18 protein-coding genes and 1 pseudogene are annotated in these 20,993 nt (G+C 63.2%); 3 read left to right on the top strand and 16 right to left on the bottom strand.

Going from position 1 to position 20,993, the window contains the following annotated elements; genetic code table 11:
* Positions 1 to 3: 3 nt before the first annotated feature.
* The 6 genes from ACN6NG_RS27760 to ubiE all read right to left on the bottom strand — a co-directional run bounded on the left by ACN6NG_RS27760 (position 4) and on the right by ubiE (position 4,255).
* A complete protein-coding gene (locus ACN6NG_RS27760; RefSeq protein WP_016489564.1) occupies positions 4 to 276 on the bottom strand; it encodes a twin-arginine translocase TatA/TatE family subunit in 273 nt (90 codons plus the stop codon).
* A gap of 164 nt (positions 277 to 440) precedes the next feature.
* On the bottom strand, positions 441 to 776 hold the full coding sequence (locus ACN6NG_RS27755; RefSeq protein ID WP_016489563.1) for a phosphoribosyl-ATP diphosphatase: 336 nt from the start codon (positions 774 to 776) through the stop codon (positions 441 to 443).
* 1 nt (position 777) lies between these two features.
* Positions 778 to 1,170, bottom strand: a complete 393-nt coding sequence (gene hisI, locus ACN6NG_RS27750; RefSeq protein WP_019472588.1) for a phosphoribosyl-AMP cyclohydrolase — start codon at positions 1,168 to 1,170, stop codon at positions 778 to 780.
* Between the two features lie 72 nt (positions 1,171 to 1,242).
* Positions 1,243 to 2,865: a ubiquinone biosynthesis regulatory protein kinase UbiB gene (gene ubiB / locus ACN6NG_RS27745; protein WP_063423340.1), complete on the bottom strand. Its 1,623-nt coding sequence runs from the start codon at positions 2,863 to 2,865 to the stop codon at positions 1,243 to 1,245.
* Positions 2,862 to 3,485 (bottom strand): ubiquinone biosynthesis accessory factor UbiJ, encoded by a 624-nt coding sequence (locus ACN6NG_RS27740; protein WP_019472590.1) that lies wholly within the window; start codon positions 3,483 to 3,485, stop codon positions 2,862 to 2,864. Before ACN6NG_RS27740 ends, ubiB begins: the two co-directional genes overlap by 4 nt.
* On the bottom strand, positions 3,485 to 4,255 hold the full coding sequence (gene ubiE, locus ACN6NG_RS27735; protein ID WP_063423341.1) for a bifunctional demethylmenaquinone methyltransferase/2-methoxy-6-polyprenyl-1,4-benzoquinol methylase UbiE: 771 nt from the start codon (positions 4,253 to 4,255) through the stop codon (positions 3,485 to 3,487). Before ubiE ends, ACN6NG_RS27740 begins: the two co-directional genes overlap by 1 nt.
* A gap of 124 nt (positions 4,256 to 4,379) precedes the next feature.
* Here ubiE and ACN6NG_RS27730 point away from each other — a divergent pair, with 124 nt between their 5' ends.
* Positions 4,380 to 4,655, top strand: coding sequence for a polyhydroxyalkanoic acid system family protein (locus ACN6NG_RS27730; protein ID WP_033701930.1), 276 nt, complete (start codon positions 4,380 to 4,382; stop codon positions 4,653 to 4,655).
* 12 nt (positions 4,656 to 4,667) lie between these two features.
* On the opposite strand, the gene ACN6NG_RS27725 is transcribed toward ACN6NG_RS27730, so the two are convergent.
* Positions 4,668 to 9,365: a dermonecrotic toxin domain-containing protein gene (locus ACN6NG_RS27725; RefSeq protein ID WP_474317232.1), complete on the bottom strand. Its 4,698-nt coding sequence runs from the start codon at positions 9,363 to 9,365 to the stop codon at positions 4,668 to 4,670.
* A 176-nt stretch (positions 9,366 to 9,541) separates the two neighbouring features.
* Between ACN6NG_RS27725 and ACN6NG_RS27720 the strand changes: the two genes are divergently transcribed.
* Positions 9,542 to 9,961 carry a phasin family protein gene (locus ACN6NG_RS27720; RefSeq protein ID WP_063423343.1) on the top strand — a complete coding sequence of 140 codons (420 nt, stop codon included), beginning with the start codon at positions 9,542 to 9,544 and terminating at the stop codon, positions 9,959 to 9,961.
* A gap of 10 nt (positions 9,962 to 9,971) precedes the next feature.
* Positions 9,972 to 10,772, top strand: coding sequence for a phasin family protein (locus tag ACN6NG_RS27715; RefSeq protein WP_474317229.1), 801 nt, complete (start codon positions 9,972 to 9,974; stop codon positions 10,770 to 10,772).
* Positions 10,773 to 10,893: 121 nt separating this feature from the next.
* Here ACN6NG_RS27715 and ACN6NG_RS27710 read toward each other — a convergent pair whose 3' ends face one another.
* The 9 genes and pseudogenes from ACN6NG_RS27710 to ACN6NG_RS27670 form a co-directional block, all read right to left on the bottom strand.
* Positions 10,894 to 11,508: a TetR/AcrR family transcriptional regulator gene (locus ACN6NG_RS27710; protein ID WP_063423345.1), complete on the bottom strand. Its 615-nt coding sequence runs from the start codon at positions 11,506 to 11,508 to the stop codon at positions 10,894 to 10,896.
* Positions 11,509 to 11,521: 13 nt separating this feature from the next.
* Positions 11,522 to 13,204 (bottom strand): class II poly(R)-hydroxyalkanoic acid synthase, encoded by a 1,683-nt coding sequence (gene phaC, locus ACN6NG_RS27705; RefSeq protein ID WP_474317225.1) that lies wholly within the window; start codon positions 13,202 to 13,204, stop codon positions 11,522 to 11,524.
* Positions 13,205 to 13,246: 42 nt separating this feature from the next.
* Positions 13,247 to 14,098 carry a poly(3-hydroxyalkanoate) depolymerase gene (gene phaZ, locus ACN6NG_RS27700; protein WP_019471568.1) on the bottom strand — a complete coding sequence of 284 codons (852 nt, stop codon included), beginning with the start codon at positions 14,096 to 14,098 and terminating at the stop codon, positions 13,247 to 13,249.
* A gap of 60 nt (positions 14,099 to 14,158) precedes the next feature.
* Positions 14,159 to 15,838 (bottom strand): class II poly(R)-hydroxyalkanoic acid synthase, encoded by a 1,680-nt coding sequence (gene phaC / locus ACN6NG_RS27695; RefSeq protein WP_016501981.1) that lies wholly within the window; start codon positions 15,836 to 15,838, stop codon positions 14,159 to 14,161.
* Between the two features lie 268 nt (positions 15,839 to 16,106).
* Entirely contained in the window at positions 16,107 to 16,484 is a 378-nt protein-coding gene (locus tag ACN6NG_RS27690) for a gamma-butyrobetaine hydroxylase family protein (RefSeq protein WP_049275547.1), read from the bottom strand.
* Positions 16,485 to 16,752: 268 nt separating this feature from the next.
* Positions 16,753 to 18,096 (bottom strand): ATP-dependent protease ATPase subunit HslU, encoded by a 1,344-nt coding sequence (hslU, locus tag ACN6NG_RS27685; RefSeq protein WP_063423347.1) that lies wholly within the window; start codon positions 18,094 to 18,096, stop codon positions 16,753 to 16,755.
* 76 nt (positions 18,097 to 18,172) lie between these two features.
* Positions 18,173 to 18,703, bottom strand: a complete 531-nt coding sequence (gene hslV / locus ACN6NG_RS27680) for an ATP-dependent protease subunit HslV (RefSeq protein WP_003249309.1) — start codon at positions 18,701 to 18,703, stop codon at positions 18,173 to 18,175.
* Between the two features lie 80 nt (positions 18,704 to 18,783).
* Positions 18,784 to 19,986 (bottom strand): annotated as a pseudogene (locus ACN6NG_RS27675) (dihydroorotase); the annotation flags it as partial.
* Positions 19,983 to 20,987, bottom strand: coding sequence for an aspartate carbamoyltransferase catalytic subunit (locus tag ACN6NG_RS27670; protein ID WP_016395343.1), 1,005 nt, complete (start codon positions 20,985 to 20,987; stop codon positions 19,983 to 19,985). The pseudogene ACN6NG_RS27675 and the gene ACN6NG_RS27670, both read right to left, overlap by 4 nt.
* Positions 20,988 to 20,993: the final 6 nt, after the last annotated feature.

The raw sequence follows: 20,993 nt of genomic DNA, 5'->3' as shown, positions 1-20,993 counted from the left end.
GGGTCAGTCTTTCCGCTGCGGCTCTTGGACCGGTTGGGCCTGGCCTTCGATGGTGTGGCCTTGTTGCGGCTGGGCAGTGTTTTGCACCGGCGGCACAGGCTGGGCAGGCGGCGGAGTCTGCTCGGCCGGCTTGGTCTCTTCTTCGTTCATCGCCTTGCGGAAGCCCTTGATCGACTCGCCCAGGTCACTGCCGAAGTTTTTCAGCTTCTTGGTGCCGAACACCAGGACGACGACGACCAGCAGGACGATCCAGTGTTTCCAGTCAAAAATACCCATTTCGTACTCCCGAAATTTACAGGTACAGCAAATCTGTCTGGCAGCGCGGCCCTTGTGGGAGCGGGTTTACCCGCGAACACCGGCGCAGCCGGTGCCATATACCGCGTTGCATGCTTCGCGGGTGAACCCGCTCCCACAGGGGCGTGCAACGCCCCAAAAATACATCAGGCAGATGGCTGGCGTGCGGCCTTCTCATCATGCCCGGACAAGCCGAAACGGCGATCCAGTTCGTCGAGCACGGCTTGTGGATGCTGGCCCAGCGCGCTGAGCATCACCAGGCTATGAAACCACAGGTCGGCGGTTTCGTAGATGACATCGCTGTAATCCTTGCTGACGGCAGCGTCCTTGGCGGCAATGATCGTTTCGACCGACTCTTCGCCGAGCTTTTCGAGGATCTTGTTCAGGCCCTTGTGGTACAGGCTGGCTACGTAGGAGCTGTCAGGCGCCGCTTGCTTGCGTTCTTCAAGCACTTCGGCCAGGCGGTTGAGGGTGTCGCTCATGTCAGTGTCCTGCGCTGTAGATGGCATCCGGGTCCTTCAGGACCGGGTCGACGATTTTCCACTGGCCGTCTTCAAAGACGCGGTAGAAGCAGCTTTCACGGCCGGTATGACAGGCGATATGGCCCAGTTGCTCGACCATCAGGATGATCACGTCGGCGTCGCAGTCCAGACGCAGCTCATGCAGTTTTTGCACGTGCCCGGATTCTTCGCCTTTACGCCACAGCTTGCCACGCGAACGCGACCAGTAGATGGCGCGCTGTTCGGTGGCGGTCAGCGCCAGCGATTCGCGGTTCATCCAGGCCATCATCAGCACGCGTCCGGTCTTGTGGTCCTGGGCGATTGCCGGTACCAGGCCGTCGCTGTTCCACTTGATCTCGTCCAGCCAGTCTTTCATCGTCGACTCCAAAGCGGGCCCGCTCCTGTATCGGGCCCTTTGCGCTAGTGTGCCAGCCACAGGCGCGGCTGGCTATTGGCGCACGATCAGGTAAAGGCCTGCGGCCAGCATCAGCCAGGCCGGCCAGGCAGCAGGGGCGGCCAGGCTGGCGGCCTCAACGGCGCCTGCGGCCAGCACCGCGCCACCACCGAGCAGGCCGGCGCCCAGCAGGCGCAGGGCCCAGCGGTCACCCTGGCGGCGGCGTTCCGGCAGTTGCGGATCGTTCAGGTGCGGTTGCGACAGGCGTTCGAGCAGGTCGCGGGCCATGTTGGTCAAGTGCGGCAACTGCTCGACCTGCCCATGAATGTTGCCGAGCACGGCCTTGGGGCTGTAGCGGTCGCGCATCCAGCGTTCGAGGTAGGGTTTGGCGGTGCTCCACAGGTCCAGGTCGGGGTACAGCTGGCGGCCCAGGCCTTCGATGTTGAGGAGGGTCTTCTGCAGCAGCACCAGCTGCGGCTGCACTTCCATGTTGAAGCGCCGCGCGGTCTGGAACAGGCGCATCAGCACCTGGCCGAAGGAAATATCCTTTAACGGTTTTTCGAAGATCGGCTCGCACACGGTGCGGATCGCCGCTTCGAATTCGTTGACCTTGGTATGCGCCGGCACCCAGCCCGAGTCGATGTGCAACTCGGCGACGCGGCGATAGTCACGCTTGAAGAAGGCAAACAGGTTACGCGCCAGGTAGTCCTGGTCCTCGGCGGTCAGGCTGCCGACGATGCCGCAGTCGATAGCGATGTACTGCGGGCTCCACGGCTTGACCGTGCTGACAAAGATATTGCCCGGGTGCATGTCGGCATGGAAGAAGCTGTCGCGGAATACCTGGGTGAAGAATACCTCCACGCCGCGCTCAGCCAGCAGCTTCATGTCGGTACGCTGGTCGGCCAGGGTGGCCATGTCGGTCACCGGTACGCCGTAGATGCGTTCCATCACCAGCACTTTAGGGCGGCACAGGTCCCAGTACACCTGGGGCACGTACATCAGTTCGGAGCCTTCAAAGTTGCGCCGCAGCTGGCTGGCGTTGGCAGCCTCGCGCAGCAGGTCGAGCTCGTCGTAGATGGTTTTTTCGTAGTCGCCGACGATTTCCACCGGGTGCAGGCGGCGGGCATCGGCCGAGGCGCGTTCGGCGGCCTTGGCAATCAGGAACAACCAGGCCAGGTCTTGGGCGATTACAGGCTTCAGGCCCGGGCGCACCACCTTGACCACCACCTCTTCGCCCGTCTTGAGGCGTGCGGCGTGTACCTGGGCCACCGAGGCCGAGGCCAGCGGTTCGACGTCGAAACGGCTGAACACCTCGCCAACCTTCGCACCCAGCTGCGCTTCAATCAGTGCCACGGCCTGTTTCGGGTCGAACGGCGGCACGCGGTCCTGCAACAGCATCAGCTCGTCGGCGATGTCGGTGGGCAGCAGGTCGCGGCGGGTGGACAGCAACTGCCCGAACTTGATGAAGATCGGCCCCAGGTCCTGCAGCGCCAGGCGCAGGCGTGCGCCACGGCTGAGTTCGGTGGGCTTGCGTGGCAGCCAGCGCCACGGCATCAGCAGGCGCAGGCTGGCCAGCCACCAGGGCAGCAAGGGCTGTTCGAACAGCAGGTCATCGAGACGGTAGCGAATCACCACGCGCTGGATGCGAAAAAGACGGCGGACGGCGAGCAGCTTCATGCGTTTTCGCTGGTATCAAGGGATCGGGAGAGGCGCTTGATGCGCGCCTCGAGGCGTTCTGTATCGAGCTTCAGGGCATCGAGTTCACTGAAGGCGGCTTCGGCTTCGCGCTTGCCTACCAGGGTGCGGGACTCTTCGGCCAGGTACTCGGAAAGGTTCTGGCTGAAGCGCGCCAGGCCCTGACGGGTCCAGCGTGCACGCAGGCGGATGTGGCCTGCCAGCAGCGCCGTGGCGACCGGGCCGAGCCAGCGTTGCAGTTCGTGTTCCCAGTCCAGCTCCAAGTCCTGCAGCACGCCAAACAGGTCGAGCAGCACGGCGCTGTCGCCATGCAGTTCGACCTGCGGGCTGTGCAGTACGGCGGTCTTGTCCCTGGCCAAGGCCAGTTGCGCCAGGCTGCCGGCCGGTGCGCGCAGGCTGCAGTCGACTTCGCCTTCCCAGTGGGCGGCAAGCATCAGGCCGTCTTCATCGGGCAGGATGAAGACCTGCAGGGCCGGTTGGCGGCAGTCGATCTCGATGACCTTGCCTTCCAGCGCGGCCAGCCGCGGCAGGGCCGTGCTGTCCATGCGCAGGACGCGGTTCAGGCCATGTTCGACGCTGGCGAGCAGCCCGGCCAGCAGCATCAGGGTTTGATCCCCCGGTGCACGGCAACGATGCCGCTGGTCATGTTGTGGTAGGTGACGCGGTCGAAACCGGCCTCGACCATCATGCTCTTCAGGGTTTCCTGGTCCGGGTGCATGCGGATCGATTCGGCGAGATACCGGTAGCTTTCGGAGTCGTTGGTGATCAGCTTGCCGGCCAGCGGCATGAAGGCGAACGAGTAGGCGTCGTAGGCCTTGGACATCAGCTTGCTGGTCGGTTTGGAGAATTCCAGGATCAGCAGGCGGCCACCGGGCTTGAGCACGCGCAGCATCGAACGGATGGCTTCGTCCTTGTGGGTGACGTTGCGCAGGCCGAAAGCGATGGTCACGCAGTCGAAGTGGTTGTCCGGGAACGGCAGTTTTTCGGCGTCGGCCTGGACGAACTCGATGTTGCCGGCCACACCGCGGTCCAGCAGGCGGTCACGGCCAACCTTGAGCATCGACTCGTTGATGTCGGCCAGTACCACCTGACCCGTCGGGCCGACCAGGCGCGAGAACTTGGCGGCCAGGTCACCGGTGCCGCCGGCGATGTCCAGCACCCGGTTGCCGCTGCGCACGCCCGACAGCTCGATGGTAAAGCGCTTCCACAGGCGGTGCATGCCGCCGGAAAGCACATCGTTCATCAGGTCGTACTTGGCTGCCACCGAGTGGAACACTTCGGCGACTTTTTTCGCCTTCTGGCTTTCAGGTACGTCCTGGTAGCCAAAGTGGGTGGTGGGTTCGGCGTGTTCGCCTTTGCGCTGGTCGTTCATATCGCTTCACCGGAAAAAATTACCGCCATTCTAGGGCGAACGGGCGGATTTGTCTTGGCGGGGTGTGCCAGTGGGCAGGGGCGGGCATAATGCCGATTATGTCTTCATCTTCAGGAACACCCGCATGACCCAGATCAGCGTCGAACGCAAACACTCCCTAGGCCGCGAGGCCGCCCGCGCCAAGGCCGAAGCGCTGGTCGACAAGCTCAGCCGTGAGTACGACCTCAAGGCCACCTGGAACGGCGACCGCGTGGATGTGGCGCGCAGCGGCGCCAATGGCAGCGTGCACATTGGCGACGACAGCATCCGTGTGGAGCTGAAGCTCGGCATGATGCTGTCGATGATGAGCGGCACCATCAAGGGCGAGATCGAGCGGGCGCTGGACAAGGCGCTGGCCTGACGCCCGCTGCTGTCAATTGTCGGGGAACGGGATAAGGTCCTCGATCTGTTCCAGGCGTAGATCACCGCGATAGATGTCATATCGCTCTGCCGGGGCCAGTGCGCGTTGCAAACGCTCGTCGCGGCCCATGGCGTCCGGGAATTTCAGATGGCCCTTGGCGAAGCGCCGGGCATTGGCATCGACGCTGGTGTAGTGAAAATGCGCTTCCCAGAGCTTCTGCCGGGGTTGCAGGCGATACACGTCGTACACATCCAGAAAGTCATTGGCCTTGAGCTTCTTGCGGCGCCTGCTTGCCTTGATTTCGACTTCGTCAGCATCCACCAAAAAGCGCAACGCTTTGCTGTCCGGGTGCAGGGTGCCGAGGTAGGCGATGGTCAATAGACGCTTCTTTTCTGCCTGTACCTCGGCAATCGCCTGATCCAGCCTGGTGGCGAGTGAATGCCCTTGATCTGGTCCCGCACGTAAAGGGCCGGCGATATCGGCCATGTCCTGGATGTAAAAGTCGAGCTGGTCCGACAGGCTATTGGGACCGTCCAGATGGCGGGCGGCGTGGGCGATTCTGGCATCCTTCTGCCTCAACAGGTCGTTGCCGAAGCGGTGCAGGTGAGCGTAGTTGGGTGCTGGCACGCTTTGCGGCACAACTTCCCAGCGATCGCCTTGGGGCTGATAGCGCGCAATGGTCTGTTCGGTCAGCGGGTCGATCTGCACCGCTTCGCTGCCTTCCTCCGCCTGCTCGACCACCAGTGATCTGCCACGGGTGGTGCGGATCACCTTGCGTCTCACGGGGCGCACTTTATGTACCACAGGCCGTTCGATCACTGCGCCCTGCGCGTCCGCGGCAGCAGAAACATAGGCAAGGTCATGCTCGGCCAGCGTTATCAGTGCATCGAGCTCAGCGATGTATTCATTGAGCCTGCTACTGTCTACAGCCGGAAGATCGAGTGACAGCAAATAGTCGGCGATGCCCCGGGACAGTTTGTATTCGCACAGCGCGCTCTCCAGCGGCTCCTTCTGCGCTTCGGGCTCCAGGCGGGCTGCAGCCAGGCTGTCGTGGCTCAGCATCGCTTCATGGAGGCTTTTGCTGCGCAGGGACTTTTGCCAGAGCAGGGTGCTTTCGAAGGTCTCCGCGGTCAGCTGGTCTCTCTTAACCACCAACTGGAACAAGTCGCTCAGGATCTGGGCTCGCACCATCAGTGTCGAGTATCGCCGGTTATTGATGACGGCATCGAGTTTCTTGCGCTTGCCTGGGAACCGGATCTGGCCGTCTGCCAGTGCCTCACCGAGGTTCTGGTCGAGGCGTTGGCTGACGCTGAAGAGGCGCCTATGGGTAGCCAGTGCTGCCTCGACGTTCTTGCTGTGCTCCAGGTACAACTGTGCATGCTCCTGCCCGAAAGGTAGCTGCGCAAGCTGGCGTGACAGGTCCTTGAGCGTTTCATAGTCATTCATGTCCAGCAGGCGGCGGAACTGCTGCAGGTCGGTGGTAAGCAACTGTTCCCACCACTGCCCACGGGCGAAGGTGGCACCGGCCTTGGGGTCGAACCTGGCGTACTTCGGGTCGCTCATGCTGGCATACAGCTGCACCTGGTCCTTTACCAGCCCGGCCTGTTTTTCGTAGGCGCGTGCCAGTACATCCAGGTTTGCCCGTGCATCGTTGCGCAGGGGCCGTAGCGCCTGGCGCGTCGCTTGCAGCTCTGCTGGCAGATTGTCGAGGGTGACGCCGGGGTAATCCTCCAGGGACTTTTCGAATGCCTGATGCGCCTGGTCATAGGGTTTCAAGCGTTCCAGGTAGCCATCGATGAAGTCTTCCGTGCTGGTGAGTTTCTTGTCATTTGCCTTTCGGCTTTCCTGCATGTTGCTGAAAGCTTCCTTTTTTTCATCGATCAGCGCCCTGGCCGTTTTCGGCATGCCGCCGGGCAGATGCAGGTCAAGCATCCATTCGCCGTTCCAGCGCGTCAGCCAAGGGCCATGCCTGCGTTCGCGGCCGACAAGGTAGTAGCCGTCAGGCTCTGCCCCCCAGGTTTGCGACCATTCAGTCTGGCTGACCTCGGGGCCAATGATGCGCATGCCGCGCCAGTTCTCTTCCACTTCATAGGCGACATCCTGCAAATTCACGTAGTAGCGGCCGTCCACCTTGTACAGGCCGCGCATGCGGCCACTGCTCAGCGCACTGCGCCCGTGCAGGCTGAGCTTGGCGCGTAGCGTGTGGAGGGTGGCACGGGCTTCGCGGGGCAGGTTGCCGAGCCGCTGGTCGTGGCCCCATTGGCTGACGTTGAGCGCTGCAGGCCCGGGCTGCTCCGTGGGGGCTTGCCAGGTTGTCTGCTCGGGTGGCTGCTTTGCGGTTGCGTCGGAGCCACGCTGTGGCCTGGGCTTGAGTGCCACCTCTGGCTCGATGGGGGTGGTATTGGGCCCGTGGGCCAGCAGCATGGCCAGGTTCAGCAGGAGGTCGGCAGTGGCGAGTACCTTTTCTCCGCTGCTCCCTTGGGTCAAGGCTGTCAGGTCATCCTTGATGCTGAGCAGGGCTGTCACGAGCCAGGCCAGCAGGCCTGCAGGCCCACGCAGCAGCGGCGTGACCGTGTTGAACGCCAGCCACGCGAATTGCACGACCATCGCCCAGCGTTGCTGAGCATTCGACACGCTCTGCCGTGACGCCAACAACAGAAGCACGTCGGCCCTGGCCTGAAACATCGACCTGTCCAGGTCGCCGGACTGTGGAGTGAAAGCCAAGGTGACAGGTGCCCTCAGCCGCTCGAGCGCTTCAGCGGCCAGCTCGGACCCCGGCCCCAGCAGGTGCGCCAGTTCGGTGAGGCCGTTATGCAGATGCGGATGGGTAAAGCCGTCATTGGCATAAATGGGGTGGGCTTCGTCATCCAGCCAGGCGAGGATGTCCTGCTCCAGCCGCGGTTCGGTCCGTATTGCTGCCATCAGGAGATCTTGGCTTTCGAACTGCCTGACAGGCTGCACCGTGTGCATCGGCCGGTAGAGTATCCATGCCCCTGTGACGGGTACGTGGATGACGAACATGCCATGCACCGGGTTGGCCTTCGGGCCACCCGGGACACTGTTGAATGCCAGCGGAGCCAGGTTCAGCGATGCGCTGGCGTGAGCTTTACGGCGGCAGAAGTCTGCGACCACCTGCCAGGTTCGTTCGTCCAGCTGGCCAGCGATCTTGGCTTGTAGCGCGCTCAGCAGCAGGGCTGCGCGCCATTCTTCGGCGAACCGCTGGTGGTGTTTGTCGGTGCCATTGCCAGCTTGCAACCGATCGTGGACATATTGCGGATACTGGCCACCGACATCCACGGCACTGATCAGTGCGTTGACGTAGTCGAGGTCCATCCAGCTGCCCAGCGTCTGTTGATCGGCCAATTCAATGGCCGAGGCGACTTGGCCGCTGCCCAGAGGAAGGCGTGTGATGGCCAGTTCGGTCAGGCTGATGGTTTTCAGGGGCTCAAGCTTGGCTGGCCCCGCGGAGGACACCTGCACCACCTGTGAAATCGTGATCTGTACCTCATCGGGGTTGTAAATCTGCTCGGCCGGGTGGTCATCGCGCATTCGATCACGCAGGCGGCGAACCGTGTACTGCTGCAAGTCTTCGATCCCGTCCAGGGATGACTTACCCTGCGCCAGCATTTGCTCTGCCGCCAGGTCCAGCAACGCCATGTGGTACTGGAATCGATCCGTCACCGTGGCGTTTTCCAGCCAGTCAGGCAACGTAATCGCGGGTGTCGATTGCTCGAGCTTGAAGCACGCAGGGAATGTCGATGAAGGATCGCTCAGCAGGCTGAAAGCGTCCTCCAGATCGCTTGTCTGTTCGATTGCATCCAGTTGCATGCGGTCAATCTGTTGCAGCAGTGCATTGAGCATTTGCCGGGCCTGATAGCCGAACGGGTCTTCGACCAGGGCCGTGCTGGCCCAGTACATCGTGTCGAACACATGGCGCTCGGAGAGCTCGTCGCGCAGGGCGACCGCAAAGGCCGGGAGCCCGGTGAAGCCGCGTACGGTGCCAGAGGGTTTGCACCACAAGATCAGCTCGCGCGCCTCTTTTTTGCCAGTGATGAGCAGGTCCGGCACTACCAGTTCAACCATGTTGCCCTGATTGCCGAGTGTCACCTGCAAACCCTGCACGTTGGTCGACGTATTGGTTTGAGCGAGCATGGCGTACAGCAAGGCCTTCTGATCACTGTCCAGGCCTTGGCGCTCGAGCGTGCCGAGCAGTGCGGCCTTGAGCACCTGCTGCATCCATTGCAGACGGGTCACATCCGAGTCCCCCTCGCGGCTGTTCCAGAAACTGACCTGTGCCTGCTGAAACCTCTCGCAGAGGGTCGCAAGGACATCGTCGTAGTCCGTGTTCAGGTCGGCCATGCGAATGTCGATGGTCGGGGCATCATCCTGGGGGCGAAAGATGGCTGGCGGGTTCAGGCTGAACTGGTCCGTGGGCTTGAGGGCCATGGGCTGGCCGTTGAGGAAATGCTCAAGCAATGTGTCGACCAGGTTGCCTGGTTGTGCCGGTTGTTCCTCATCCGGGCCAGGCAGGATGCTGAAGCCCTCCAGGGATTGCAGCTGCGGATGGTTCTTGCGGGTCCACGGGTAGCGTGCGACAAGTGCGTCGAAGCCAGCGGCGGCAATGACCTCGCGCAAGCTGGGGCGGTTGGCGAACTGCATCGCTACCCGTTGCCTGAACGATGTCGCTGGCGAGGTCTGTGACTGGGGCATGGCAAAGGCTCCGGGAAAAGGGAGCCGAATTCTGCAACGCCAGCATGCAGCAGCTGCGGTAGATACTTCAGTGTGGCGATCTTAGGGTGAAGATTCTAATTCCTGCTCCTACCTTATGCTCAAGCCCAACCTCCATGGGCGGTTCCTCCTCCACTCATGAGCATGAGGTACAGAGCATGGCCAAAGTGAATGTGAAGAAAAAGGATGACGCCCAGAGCACCTTGGGTGAAGTTCGCGGGTATGCACGCAAGATCTGGCTGGCTGGCATCGGCGCTTATGCGCGGGTCGGCCAGGAAGGCTCCGACTACTTCCAGGAGCTGGTCAAGGCCGGCGAAGGCGTCGAGAAGCGTGGCAAGAAACGCATCGACAAAGAGCTCGATGCAGCCAACCACCAGATCGACGAAGCCGCTGAAGAAGTCAGCCGCGTACGCGGCAAGGTAGAAATTCAACTCGACAAGATCGAAAAAGCTTTCGACGCACGGGTAGGGCGCGCCTTGAATCGCCTCGGCATTCCGTCTAAACATGACGTTGAGGCGTTGTCGGTGAAGCTTGAACAGCTGCACGAGCTGCTTGAGCGCGTCGCGCACAAACCATAAGGAGAGCAGGATGGCTGGCAAGAAGAATTCCGATAAAGAAAGCAGCTCCTGGGTCGGCGGGATCGAGAAGTACTCCCGCAAGATCTGGCTGGCGGGGCTGGGTATCTATTCGAAAGTCGACCAGGACGGCCCCAAGCTGTTCGACTCGCTGGTGAAGGATGGCGAGAAGGCCGAGAAGCAGGCGAAGAAGACGGCTGAAGATGTAGCCGAAACCGCCAAGTCGTCGACCACTTCGCGCGTGTCTGGCGTGAAGGACCTTGCGATGGGCAAGTGGAGCGAGCTCGAAGAGGCCTTCGACAAGCGCCTGAACAGCGCCATCTCGCGCCTGGGCGTGCCGAGCCGCAACGAGATCAAGGCCCTGCACCAGCAGGTGGACAGCCTGACCAAGCAGATCGAGAAGCTGACCGGTGCTTCGGTTACGCCGATTTCGTCGCGCGCTGCGGCGGCCAAGCCGGCTGCGAGCAAGGCAGCGGCCAAGCCACTGGCCAAGGCAGCAGCGGCCAAGCCTGCTGCTAAAACGGCGGCGGCCAAACCTGCAGCTAAAACGGCAGCGGCCAAACCTGCAGCAAAGCCTGCGGCCAAACCTGCAGCTGCCAAGCCGGCGGCAAAACCGGCAGCAAAACCGGCAGCGCCCAAGCCAGCAGCAGCGAAGAAACCTGCGGTGAAGAAAGCACCGGCCAAACCGGCAGCCGCCAAACCTGCAGCGCCAGCGGCCAGTGCCGCCCCGGCCGCTACCGCAGCACCGGCACCTGTAGCCGCCCCGGCCAGCAGCGCACCGTCGGCACCAAACGGCACCGGTACCCTGATCTGATACCGCGTCGCCTTCTTCGCGGGCTTGCCCGCTCCCACAGGTACAGCGCCGATCAGCAGGTCAGCGCAGGCCCTGTGGGAGCGGGCATGCCCGCGAAGGCCCCGGCGCCGACAGCGCGGGCCTACCCCTCCAGATAGCGCACCGCCAACTGCTCCGCCGCCGCCCGCGCCTGTGGCTGCAGATGCGGCGCCACCAGCATCATCACCTGGTACACCACAATCCCCACATCCCCCTCGCGCCCCAGCACACGCTGGTAATCCAGCGAGAACAGCAGCGTCATTGTGATCTGCTCCACCAGTTGCCCCAGCGCCTGGGTCTCACTCTCTACCAACCCCTGGCCCTTGAGGCTGGCGAGCAACGCCGCCAGCGTACGCTTGAGTGCATTGATCAGGCTGCGCATGCCGCGCGCCAGCTTGGGCAGGCGGCCGGTGAGGTTGGACAGGTCCTGGAACAGAAAGCGGTACTGGGCCATGTGCTCGACGATAAGGTGCAGGAACAGCCAGTAGTCCTCGGCGTCCAGGCGCACGTCCAGGGGCGGGTCGAGCAGGGGCATCAGCGCTTCTTCAAAGCGCTCGAAAAGGCCCAGCACCAAGGGCTCCTTGCCATGGAAGTGGTAGTACAGGTTGCCCGGGCTGATACCCAGTTCGTTGGCAATCTCCAGGGTGGATACATTCGGTTCGCCCTGCTGGTTGAACAGTTGCAGGGCGCATTCGAGGATACGGTCGCGGGTCTTCATCCAGTCGTAGGGCTCATCGGGTCAGGACATAGGTGCCTGGCGCCGGGCCGAGCGGTGGATAGGTACTGTTGCCCAGCTCGGTACGGGGAGCCTTGAGCGGGCCGGAGCGCGGTGTGATCCATTCCAGCCACAAGGGCCACCAACTGCCGTCGCTGCGCTTGGCCTCGTAGAACCAGGCGCGCGGGTCGCCGGACAGCTTGGGGTTTTCCAGGTAGTAGGCCTTGGGGTTGTCCGGCGGGTTGATGATGCTCTGGATGTGCCCGCTGTTGGCCAGCACGAAACGCCGGTCGCCACCGAGCAGCAAGGCCGAGCGGTACACGGCGTCCCATGGCGTGATGTGGTCGTTGCTGCCGGCCACGGTAAAGCTGTCCAGGTCGACCTGCTTGAGGTCGATGGGCGTGCCGCACACTTCGAGGCCTGCCGGGTGGGTGAGCGGGTTGTGCTTGAAAAAGTCCAGCAAGTCCCCGTGCAGTGCTGCGGGCAGGCGTGTGTTGTCGGCGTTCCAGTAAAGGATGTCGAAGGCGGGTGGGGCTTTGCCCAACAGGTAGTTGTTGACCCAGTAGTTCCAGATCAGGTCGTTTGGGCGCATCCAGGCGAAAATCCTGGCGACTTCGCCGCCGTCCAGCACGCCCCGTTGATAGGAACGGCGCTTGGCGGCCTCTACTGTCTGCTCGTCGGCGAACAGGCTGGCGGGGCTGTCGAACTTGCTGTCGAGCAGGCTCACCAGGTAAGTGGCGCTGCGGATCTTGCGCAACTGATGCTTGGCCTGCAGGTGGCCCTGCAGTGCGGCCATGGTCAGGCCGCCGGCGCAGGCACCCATCAGGTTGGGGTCGCGGTTGCCGCTGATGCTGCGGCAGGCGTTCAGCGCTTCTTCCAGGGCCTGTACGTAGGAGGACAGGCCCCATTCGCGGTGGCGCGGGTCGGGGTTGCGCCAACTGATCATGAACACCTGCAGGCCGTTCTTGAGCATGTACTGCACGAAGCTGTTGTGCGCCTGCATGTCGAAGATATAGAACTTGTTGATTTGCGGGGGCACCACCAGCACGGGCCTGGCGTGCTGTTTTTCACTCATCGGCTTGTACTGGATCAACTCCAGCAGCTCGTTGCGAAACACCACCGCGCCGGGTGTCGTCGCCAGGCTGCCACCTACCTCGAAGGCGCGTTCGTCCACCTGGCGCGGCAGGCCGTCATTGTGGCGCAGGTCGTCAAGCAAGTGGGCCACGCCCCGCACCAGGCTTTGCCCACCCGTGTTCAGCAGTTCTTTCACCGCCAGCGGGTTGAGCAGCGAGTTGCTCGGTGCCAGGGCGTCATTGATCATGCCGAACAGAAAATGTGCGCGGGCGCGGTCATCGTCGTCCAGGTGGCTTTCGTCGATCCACTCGCGCGTCTGCTTCTGCCAGGCCAGATAGGCCTGCAGGCCCCGGCGATAAAACGGGTTCTGGCTCCAGGTCGGGTCGCTGAAGCGGCTGTCGCGAGGGTTGGGCTGGTAGGGCGTGTCGCCCAGCATCACACGGCCCAGCTGGCCCCCGAGCGCCAACAGGTGCCGCGCAGTGTGCAGCGGGTTGGTCAAGCCGTGGCGGCCAACCCGGCGCAGGGTCGACACCAAGTCGCGCCCACGCAGGCCGAGTATGGCGTTTTGCACATTCATGCTGGTGGCGGGGAGCGTTTTCGTTCCTTTGGCCGGTTTGTCTGTCATGGCAACACTCCCTCGTCTTACCCGATGCTTGGGCAGCGACAATCAACCGCCAGAGGCGGGGCGCGGGTGCATGACCGCGCGCTGACGTTCTTCCTGGAGAAACTTCATGATGATCGGTGCGACGGCCTCGGCCCGGGTAATCAGGAACAGGTGGCCGTCGTCGATTATGTGTAGCTGGGCATTGGGAATCCGCCAGGCCAGCAGGCGCATGTTGACCAGCGGGATCAGCGGGTCGTCGTCACCGGCCAGCACCAGCGTCGGCTGGTGGATCTTGTGCAGCCAGTGGATGCTGGTCCAGCCCAGGCCGGCGAACAGCTGCCAGTAGTAGCCCAGCTTGCCGCCTGAGCGCACCTTGGACGCATGGTGCATGGCCAGGTCCGGGTCGCGGCGGAAGGCGCCGCCGTAGATCAGCGGGGCAATGCGGATTACATGGGAAGGCTGCACGTAGCGCCTTGGGCTGGCCATCATCCACAACACCTTGGGCTTGCCCGGCACCATTACCGCGCCGGCGGCAGTGGCGGCCAGCACCAGTTTCTTGCAGCGTTCCGGGTAGTCGTGGGCAAACTGCTGGGCCAGGGCGCCGCCCCAGGACACGCCGATGACGTTGACCTGGCCGTAGTCCAGGTAATCGAGCATGCGCGCCGTGAGCTTGGCCAGGCCAGGAAAGCGATAGGGGTGACGCGGGGTGGATGACCCCCCTACACCGGGCACATCGAAGGCGATGACCTCCAGGTCCGGGTCCAGCGCCTCGATGAACGGGAACACCAGCTCCAGGTTGGCGCCGATGCCGTTGAAGATCAGCAACGGGGTCAGGTGCGGCTTGCCCGGGCGCACGGCGGTGCGAATGGACTGGTCGTCCAGTTCGACGGTCCTGAAGATGTAGGGTTCCGGCATGCGTTCGACTCTGTCGTGAAAAAAGTGCCGTGGCGCTCATGGCGGCCACGGCAACGCAACTCAGCGCTCGTGAACGTAGGTGCCTGGTGCGGCTTCGCCAGCGGCATAAGCGCGGTTGCCCAGGCGGGTTGGCGCTTTTTTCAGCTCCCCGGCACGTTCGCTCAGCCAGCTCTGCCAGTGCAGCCACCAGGAGTCGGCATGCTTGGTGGCGTTTTCCTGCCAGGCCAGCGGGTCACCCGGGCGGTCAGCGCCGGTCATGAAGCGCGCCTTGGGGTTGCCTGGCGGGTTGAGGATGCTCTGGATGTGGCCGCTGTTGGACAGCACGAACTCGATCTTGCCGCCGAACAAGTGCGCCGAGCGGTAGCACGATTGCCACGGGGTGATGTGGTCTGCAGTGCCGGCAACGCTGAAAATGTCGCACTGCACATTTTTCAGGTTGATCGGGGTGCCGCACACTTCCAGTGCATCCGGGCGGATCAGTGGGTTGCTCTTGAACATTTCGATCAGGTCGCCGTGGAAGGCGGCCGGCAGGCGCGTGGTGTCGTTGTTCCAGAACAGGATGTCGAACACCGGCGGCTCGTTGCCGAGCAGGTAGTTGTTGACCCAGTAGTTCCAGATCAGGTCGTTGGGGCGCATCCAGGCGAACACCTTGGCCATTTCGCTGCCTTCCAGCACGCCAGCCTGGTAGGAGTGGCGCTTGGCACTTTCCAGGGTCTGCTCATCGACGAACAAGGCGACCTGGTTGTCCATGGTGGTGTCCAGCACGCTGACCAGCAGGGTCAGGGCATTGACCTTGTTTTCGCCAATGGCGGCATAGTGGCCCACCAGCGCAGTGCAGGTAATGCCACCGGAGCAGGCACCAAGCATGTTCAGGTCTTTGCTGCCGGTAATCGCCAGCACCGCGTCGACGGCTTCTTTCAGCGCATCGATGTAGGTGGACAGGCCCCATTCACGCTGGGCCTTGGTCGGGTTGCGCCAGCTGATGATGAAGGTTTGCTGCTGCGAGCGCAGGCAGTAGCGTGCCAGGCTCTTTTCCGGGCTCAGGTCGAATACGTAGAACTTGTTTATCTGCGGTGGCACCACCAGCAGCGGGCGGGCATGCACCTGCTCGGTGATGGGGCTGTACTGGATAAGCTCCAGTACATCGTTGCGGTACACCACCGCGCCTTCGCTGGTGCCCAGGTTCTTGCCCACTTCGAAGGCGTCCATGTTCACCTGGCTGGGCATGCCGCCGTTGTTGACCATGTCCTTGGCGAGGTTGGACAGGCCGTCGAGCAGGCTTTTGCCGCCGGTTTCGAAGAAGCGTTTGACCGCTGCCGGGTTGGACAAGGTATTGGTCGGCGCCATGGCTTCAGTCATCAGGTTGATGACGAACTGGCCGCGGCTGATGTCCTGGGGTGGCAGGTCGCTGTTGCCGATCCAGTCCTGCAACTCGTTGCGCCAGGCCAGGTAGGTTTGCAGGTAGCGGCGGTACAGCGGGTTGTTGCTCCAGGCCGGGTCGTTGAAGCGGCGGTCGTCGCTTTCCGGGGCCAGGCTGGATTTGCCCAGCAGCACGTTTTTCAGCTCCAGGCCAAAGTGGGCCACATGCTTTGCGCTGTGCAGCGGTTGGCGCACGGCCTGGCGCAGCACGGTGCGTGCCGAGCTCAACAGGTCCTTGCGGCGAATGCCGATGACCGGGTTCAGCCCCAGGGTGTTTTCCGAGGCCTGCCGCTGCAGCTCATCGTTGTTCTTGTTACTCATCTACGACGCTCCGTTGTCCTGAGACGAGTACCGGTTGCTGTGACAAGCGCACAGCCCTGAGCCCGGTACTGCTACTCGGGTGACCAGTGATAAGGAACAGCGGTGCTGCGGGGGTTCTGACTGCCTGCAAAGTGATGCAGGGAACTTGCCACACCCATTGGTTACCCGACTTTCATGTAATGCGCAAGACAGCCCTTCACTGGGCTGTCTGCAAGTCATTCAAACAGATGAATTTAGAAAATGCGCTCTAAACCCTGCAGGCCTTGCGCTAGAGCATGAGTTTCACAACCGATTCGGCCGGGTCGCGGGATTTTCCGGCCTTGTGCAGCTCGTCGAGGTAGTCGGCCCACAGCTGTTCCTGGCGCAGGCACAGCTGTTCCAGGTATTCCCAGGTGAACAGGCCGCTGTCATGGCCGTCGTCGAAGGTCAGTTTCAGTGCATATTGGCCGGCAGGCTCCAGGCCGACCAGGCCGACGTTGATCTTGCCGAACTGCAGGATAGGGTTGCCGTGGCCCTGGACCTCGGCGGAGGGGGAGTGCACGCGCAGGAGTTCGGCGGGCAGGTGGTAGACCTCGCCGGGGGCGTAGGTGAGGGTGAGGGTTTTCGAGGCTTTGTGCAGGTTTATGGCGGTGGGCATGCGGGCCATGGCTGGAATCTCTCGGGAGCTGATGATGCACAGCTTCGGGACATTCTGGGGATTGCGCAAGGGGGGCTGCTTTGCAGCCCAATCGCCGGCAAGCCAGCTGCCACAGGTGCTCCACAGCATTCAGGATCGTGATAATCCTGTGGGGGCTGCTGTGAGCCCAATCGCCGACAAGCCAGCTGCCACAGGTGCTCCACAGCATTCAGGATTGTGTTAATCCTGTGGGAGCTGGCTTGCCGGCGAAAGGGCCGCGCAGCGGCCCCCTGCGGTCTTACAGGATGTAACGCGACAGGTCTTCGTTCTGCGCCAGTTCACCCAGGTGGCTGTTCACATACGCAGCGTCGATCTGGATCGGCGTTTCGTCATGGGCACTGGCCAGGTCGCCAGCGCTGAACGACACCTCTTCGAGCAAGCGCTCAAGCAGGGTGTGCAGGCGGCGGGCACCGATGTTCTCGGTCTTTTCGTTGACCTGGTAGGCAATCTCGGCCAGGCGCTTGATGCCATCGCCGATGAACTCGATGTTCAGGCCTTCGGTCTTCAGCAGGGCCTGGTACTGCTCGGTCAGCGAAGCGTGCGGCTCTTGCAGGATGCGCTCGAAGTCTTCCGGGGTCAGTGCCTTCAGCTCGACACGGATCGGCAGGCGGCCTTGTAGCTCGGGTACCAGGTCGCTTGGCTTGCTCAGGTGGAACGCACCCGAGGCAATGAACAGGATGTGGTCGGTCTTGACCATGCCCAGCTTGGTGTTGACGGTGCAGCCTTCGATCAGCGGCAGCAGGTCGCGCTGCACGCCTTCACGGGACACATCGGCACCGCCAACGTTGCCACGCTTGGCAACCTTGTCGATTTCGTCGATGAACACGATGCCGTGCTGCTCGACCGCTTCCAGGGCCTTGGCCTTGAGCTCTTCCTCGTTGACCAGGCGGCCCGCTTCTTCGTCGCGAACCATCTTCAGCGCTTCTTTCACCTTCAGCTTGCGCGCCTTGCGCTTGCCTTTGCCCATGTTGGCAAACAGGCTCTGCAGCTGGTTGGTCATCTCTTCCATGCCAGGCGGCGCGGCAATTTCGACGCCCACGGCATCGGCCACTTCGATTTCGATTTCCTTGTCGTCCAGCTGGCCTTCACGCAGGCGCTTGCGGAACAGCTGGCGGGTGTTGGAATCGCTGCTGGTCTGCGCGGCTTCTTCCGAGAAGCTGCTGACCCGCGCCTGCGGCAGCAGGGCATCTAGGATACGGTCTTCAGCGGCGTCCTCGGCGCGGTGGCGCACGCGGATGATCTCCTGCTCGCGCAGCATCTTCAGCGCGGCGTCGGCCAGGTCACGGATGATCGACTCGACGTCGCGGCCCACGTAGCCCACTTCGGTGAACTTGGTGGCTTCGACCTTGAGGAACGGCGCGTTGGCCAGCTTGGCCAGGCGACGGGCGATTTCGGTCTTGCCGACGCCGGTAGGGCCGATCATCAGGATGTTCTTCGGGGTCACTTCGGCACGCAGCTCGGCAGGCAGCTGCATCCGGCGCCAGCGGTTGCGCAGGGCAATGGCCACGGCGCGCTTGGCGTCGTCCTGGCCGATGATGTGGCGGTTGAGTTCGTGGACGATCTCGCGGGGGGTCATGGACATGATCAATAGGGTCCTTGGGCAGGTGAGTCAGCGTGGAAAAGCCCCTTCACCGGGAAGAGGCGCCAAAGCAACTGAATCAGTCGGCCAGGTCCTGCTCCTCGATGGTCAGGTTGTGGTTGGTAAACACGCAGATGTCGCCGGCGATGTTCAGGGCAGTTTCAGCGATTTCACGGGCCGACAGGTCGGTCTTGTTCAGCAGGGCGCGGGCTGCGGCCTGGGCGTAGGCGCCACCGGAACCCATGGCGATCAGGCCGTCTTCGGGTTCGACCACGTCACCGTTGCCGGTGATGATCAGCGAGGCATCCTTGTTGGCCACGGCCAGCATGGCTTCCAGGCGGCTCAGGGAACGGTCGGTACGCCATTCCTTGGCCAGCTCGACGGCGGCGCGAACCAGGTGGCCCTGGTGTTTCTCCAGCTGGCCTTCAAAGCGCTCGAACAGGGTGAAGGCATCGGCGGTGGCACCCGCGAAGCCGGCGATGACCTGGCCGTGGTACAGGCGGCGCACTTTCTTGGCGTTGCCTTTCATCACGGTGTTGCCGAGGGAAACCTGGCCGTCGCCGCCCATGACGACTTTGCCGTTACGGCGGACAGAAACGATGGTGGTCAAGGGGAGAGTCTCCACGCAGCGGGGCGAAAGTGCCTGATGCAGACTCATATGGGGGTGGGGGAAAAGATTTCAACCGGGGGGATGAATGGTTGGTGCTCTCCTGCACAGGCCTCATCGCCGGCAACGGTGGAGGCTTGCGGGTCGAACAGCACCAGGTCGGCCGCACCACCCACTTTCAGCTCACCGGCCGGCAGGCGCAGGGCGGCAGCCGGGCCGCTGCTCAGGCGGGCGAGCAAGGTCGGCAGGTCGAGCAGGCCGTCCTGCACCAGGGTCATGGCCAGTGGCAGCAGCAACTCGACGCTGCTGATGCCCGGCTCGGTGGCGCCGAACGGGGCCAGCTTGGCGTCGCGCTCATGGGGCTGGTGATGGCTGGAAATCGCCTGGATCACGCCCGATTTGACCGCGGCGCGCAGGCCATCCCGGTCTTTGGCAGTGCGCAGCGGTGGCTGCACGTGGTACAGGCTGGAAAACTCGCGCAGCGACTCATCGGTGAGTATCAGCTGGTACAGCGCCACATCGGCCGTCACCGGCAGGCCGAGTTCCTGCGCCTGGGCAATCAGCTGTGCGCCACGGGCGCTGGTGATCTGGCTGAAGTGCGCACGCACGCCGCTTTGTTCCACCAGCAGCAGGTTGCGCGCCAGTGCCACGGTTTCGGCGCTTTCCGGGATGCCCGACAGGCCGAGGAAACTGGCCATGGCACCTTCGTGGGCCAGGCCGCCCTCGGCCAGGTCGCGGTCCTGGGAGTGGAACACCACGGTCAGGTCGAAGGTGGCGGCGTATTCCAGGGCGCGGGCCAGGGTACGGTTGTTGGGGATTTGTTTCAGGCCGTTGCCGAAGGCCACGCAACCGGTGTCGCGCAAGGCCACCAGCTCGGCCAGTTGCTCGCCTTCAAGGCCTTTGGTCAGGGCGCCGATCGGGTACACCTTGCTGTTGGCGGCCTCGCGGGCGCGGTCCAGGATCAACTCGGCCACCGCCGAGGTGTCCAGCACCGGCTTGGTCTGCGGCGGGCAGCACAGGCTGGTGACACCGCCGGCCACGGCTGCGCGGGTTTCACTGGCGATGTTGCCTTTGCGGCTGTAACCCGGCTCGCGCAGGGACACGCCCAGGTCGACCAGGCCCGGTGCGGCAACCAGGCCATCGGCCTGGATCGTGCGGCTGGCGCTGAAGCCGGCTGGCGCGGCGCCGATGGCGGCAATGCGGCCACCGTCCAGGTGCAGGTCGGTGACCTGGTCCAGGCCGGTTTTGGGATCGATGACCCGGGCGCCAAGAATACTGATGGTCACTGGGCGTTCTCCTGGTCGAGTTGACGTTGCGCGTTTTGCCCGCTCATGGCCATGGACAGCACGGCCATGCGCACGGCGATGCCGTAGGTGACCTGGTTGAGGATCACCGAGTGCTTACCGTCGGCCACCGCCGACTCGATTTCCACACCACGGTTGATCGGGCCCGGGTGCATGACGATGGCGTCAGGCTTGGCCCCGGCCAGGCGCGCGGTGGTCAGGCCGAACAGGCGGTAGAACTCGCCTTCGCTGGGCAACAGGCCGCCGGCCATGCGCTCACGCTGCAGGCGTAGCATTATCACTACGTCGACATCCTTCAGGCCTTCGGCCAGGTCGGTGTAGACCTTCACGCCGTACTGCTCGATGCCGATCGGGATCAGGGTTTTCGGGCCGATCACGCGGATGTCCGGGCAGCCCAGCGCTTTGAGCGCCAGCATGTCGGAGCGGGCCACGCGTGAGTGCAGGATGTCGCCGACGATGGCCACCGAGAGGTTCTCGAAGCTGCCCTTGTGGCGGCGAATGGTGAGCATGTCGAGCATGCCTTGGGTCGGGTGCGCGTGGCGGCCGTCACCGCCGTTGATCACGGCGACGTCCGGGCACACGTGCTCGGCGATGAAGTGCGCGGCGCCGGAGTCGGAATGGCGCACCACGAACATGTCGGCCGCCATGGCCTCGAGGTTGCGCAGGGTGTCGAACAGCGTCTCGCCCTTGCTGGTCGAGGAGGTCGACACGTTCAGGCTGATCACGTCGGCCGACAGGCGCTGGGCCGCCAGTTCGAAGGTGGTGCGGGTGCGGGTCGAGTTCTCGAAGAACACGTTGCACACGGTCTTGCCGCGCAGCAACGGGACTTTCTTCACGGCCCGGGCACCGACTTCCAGGAAGGAGTCGGCGGTGTCGAGGATCTCGGTGAGCAGTTCGCGGGGCAAACCGTCGAGCGAGAGGAAGTGGCGCAGCTGGCCCTGATCATTGAGCTGCAGCGGGCGCTTGGCGTCGATTGGCGTCATCGCGGG

It is taken from the genome of Pseudomonas sp. TSO6 (assembly GCF_056098905.1).
The sequence above is the reverse complement of the archived record's forward strand: the minus strand, read 5'-3'. Positions and strand labels throughout refer to the sequence as shown.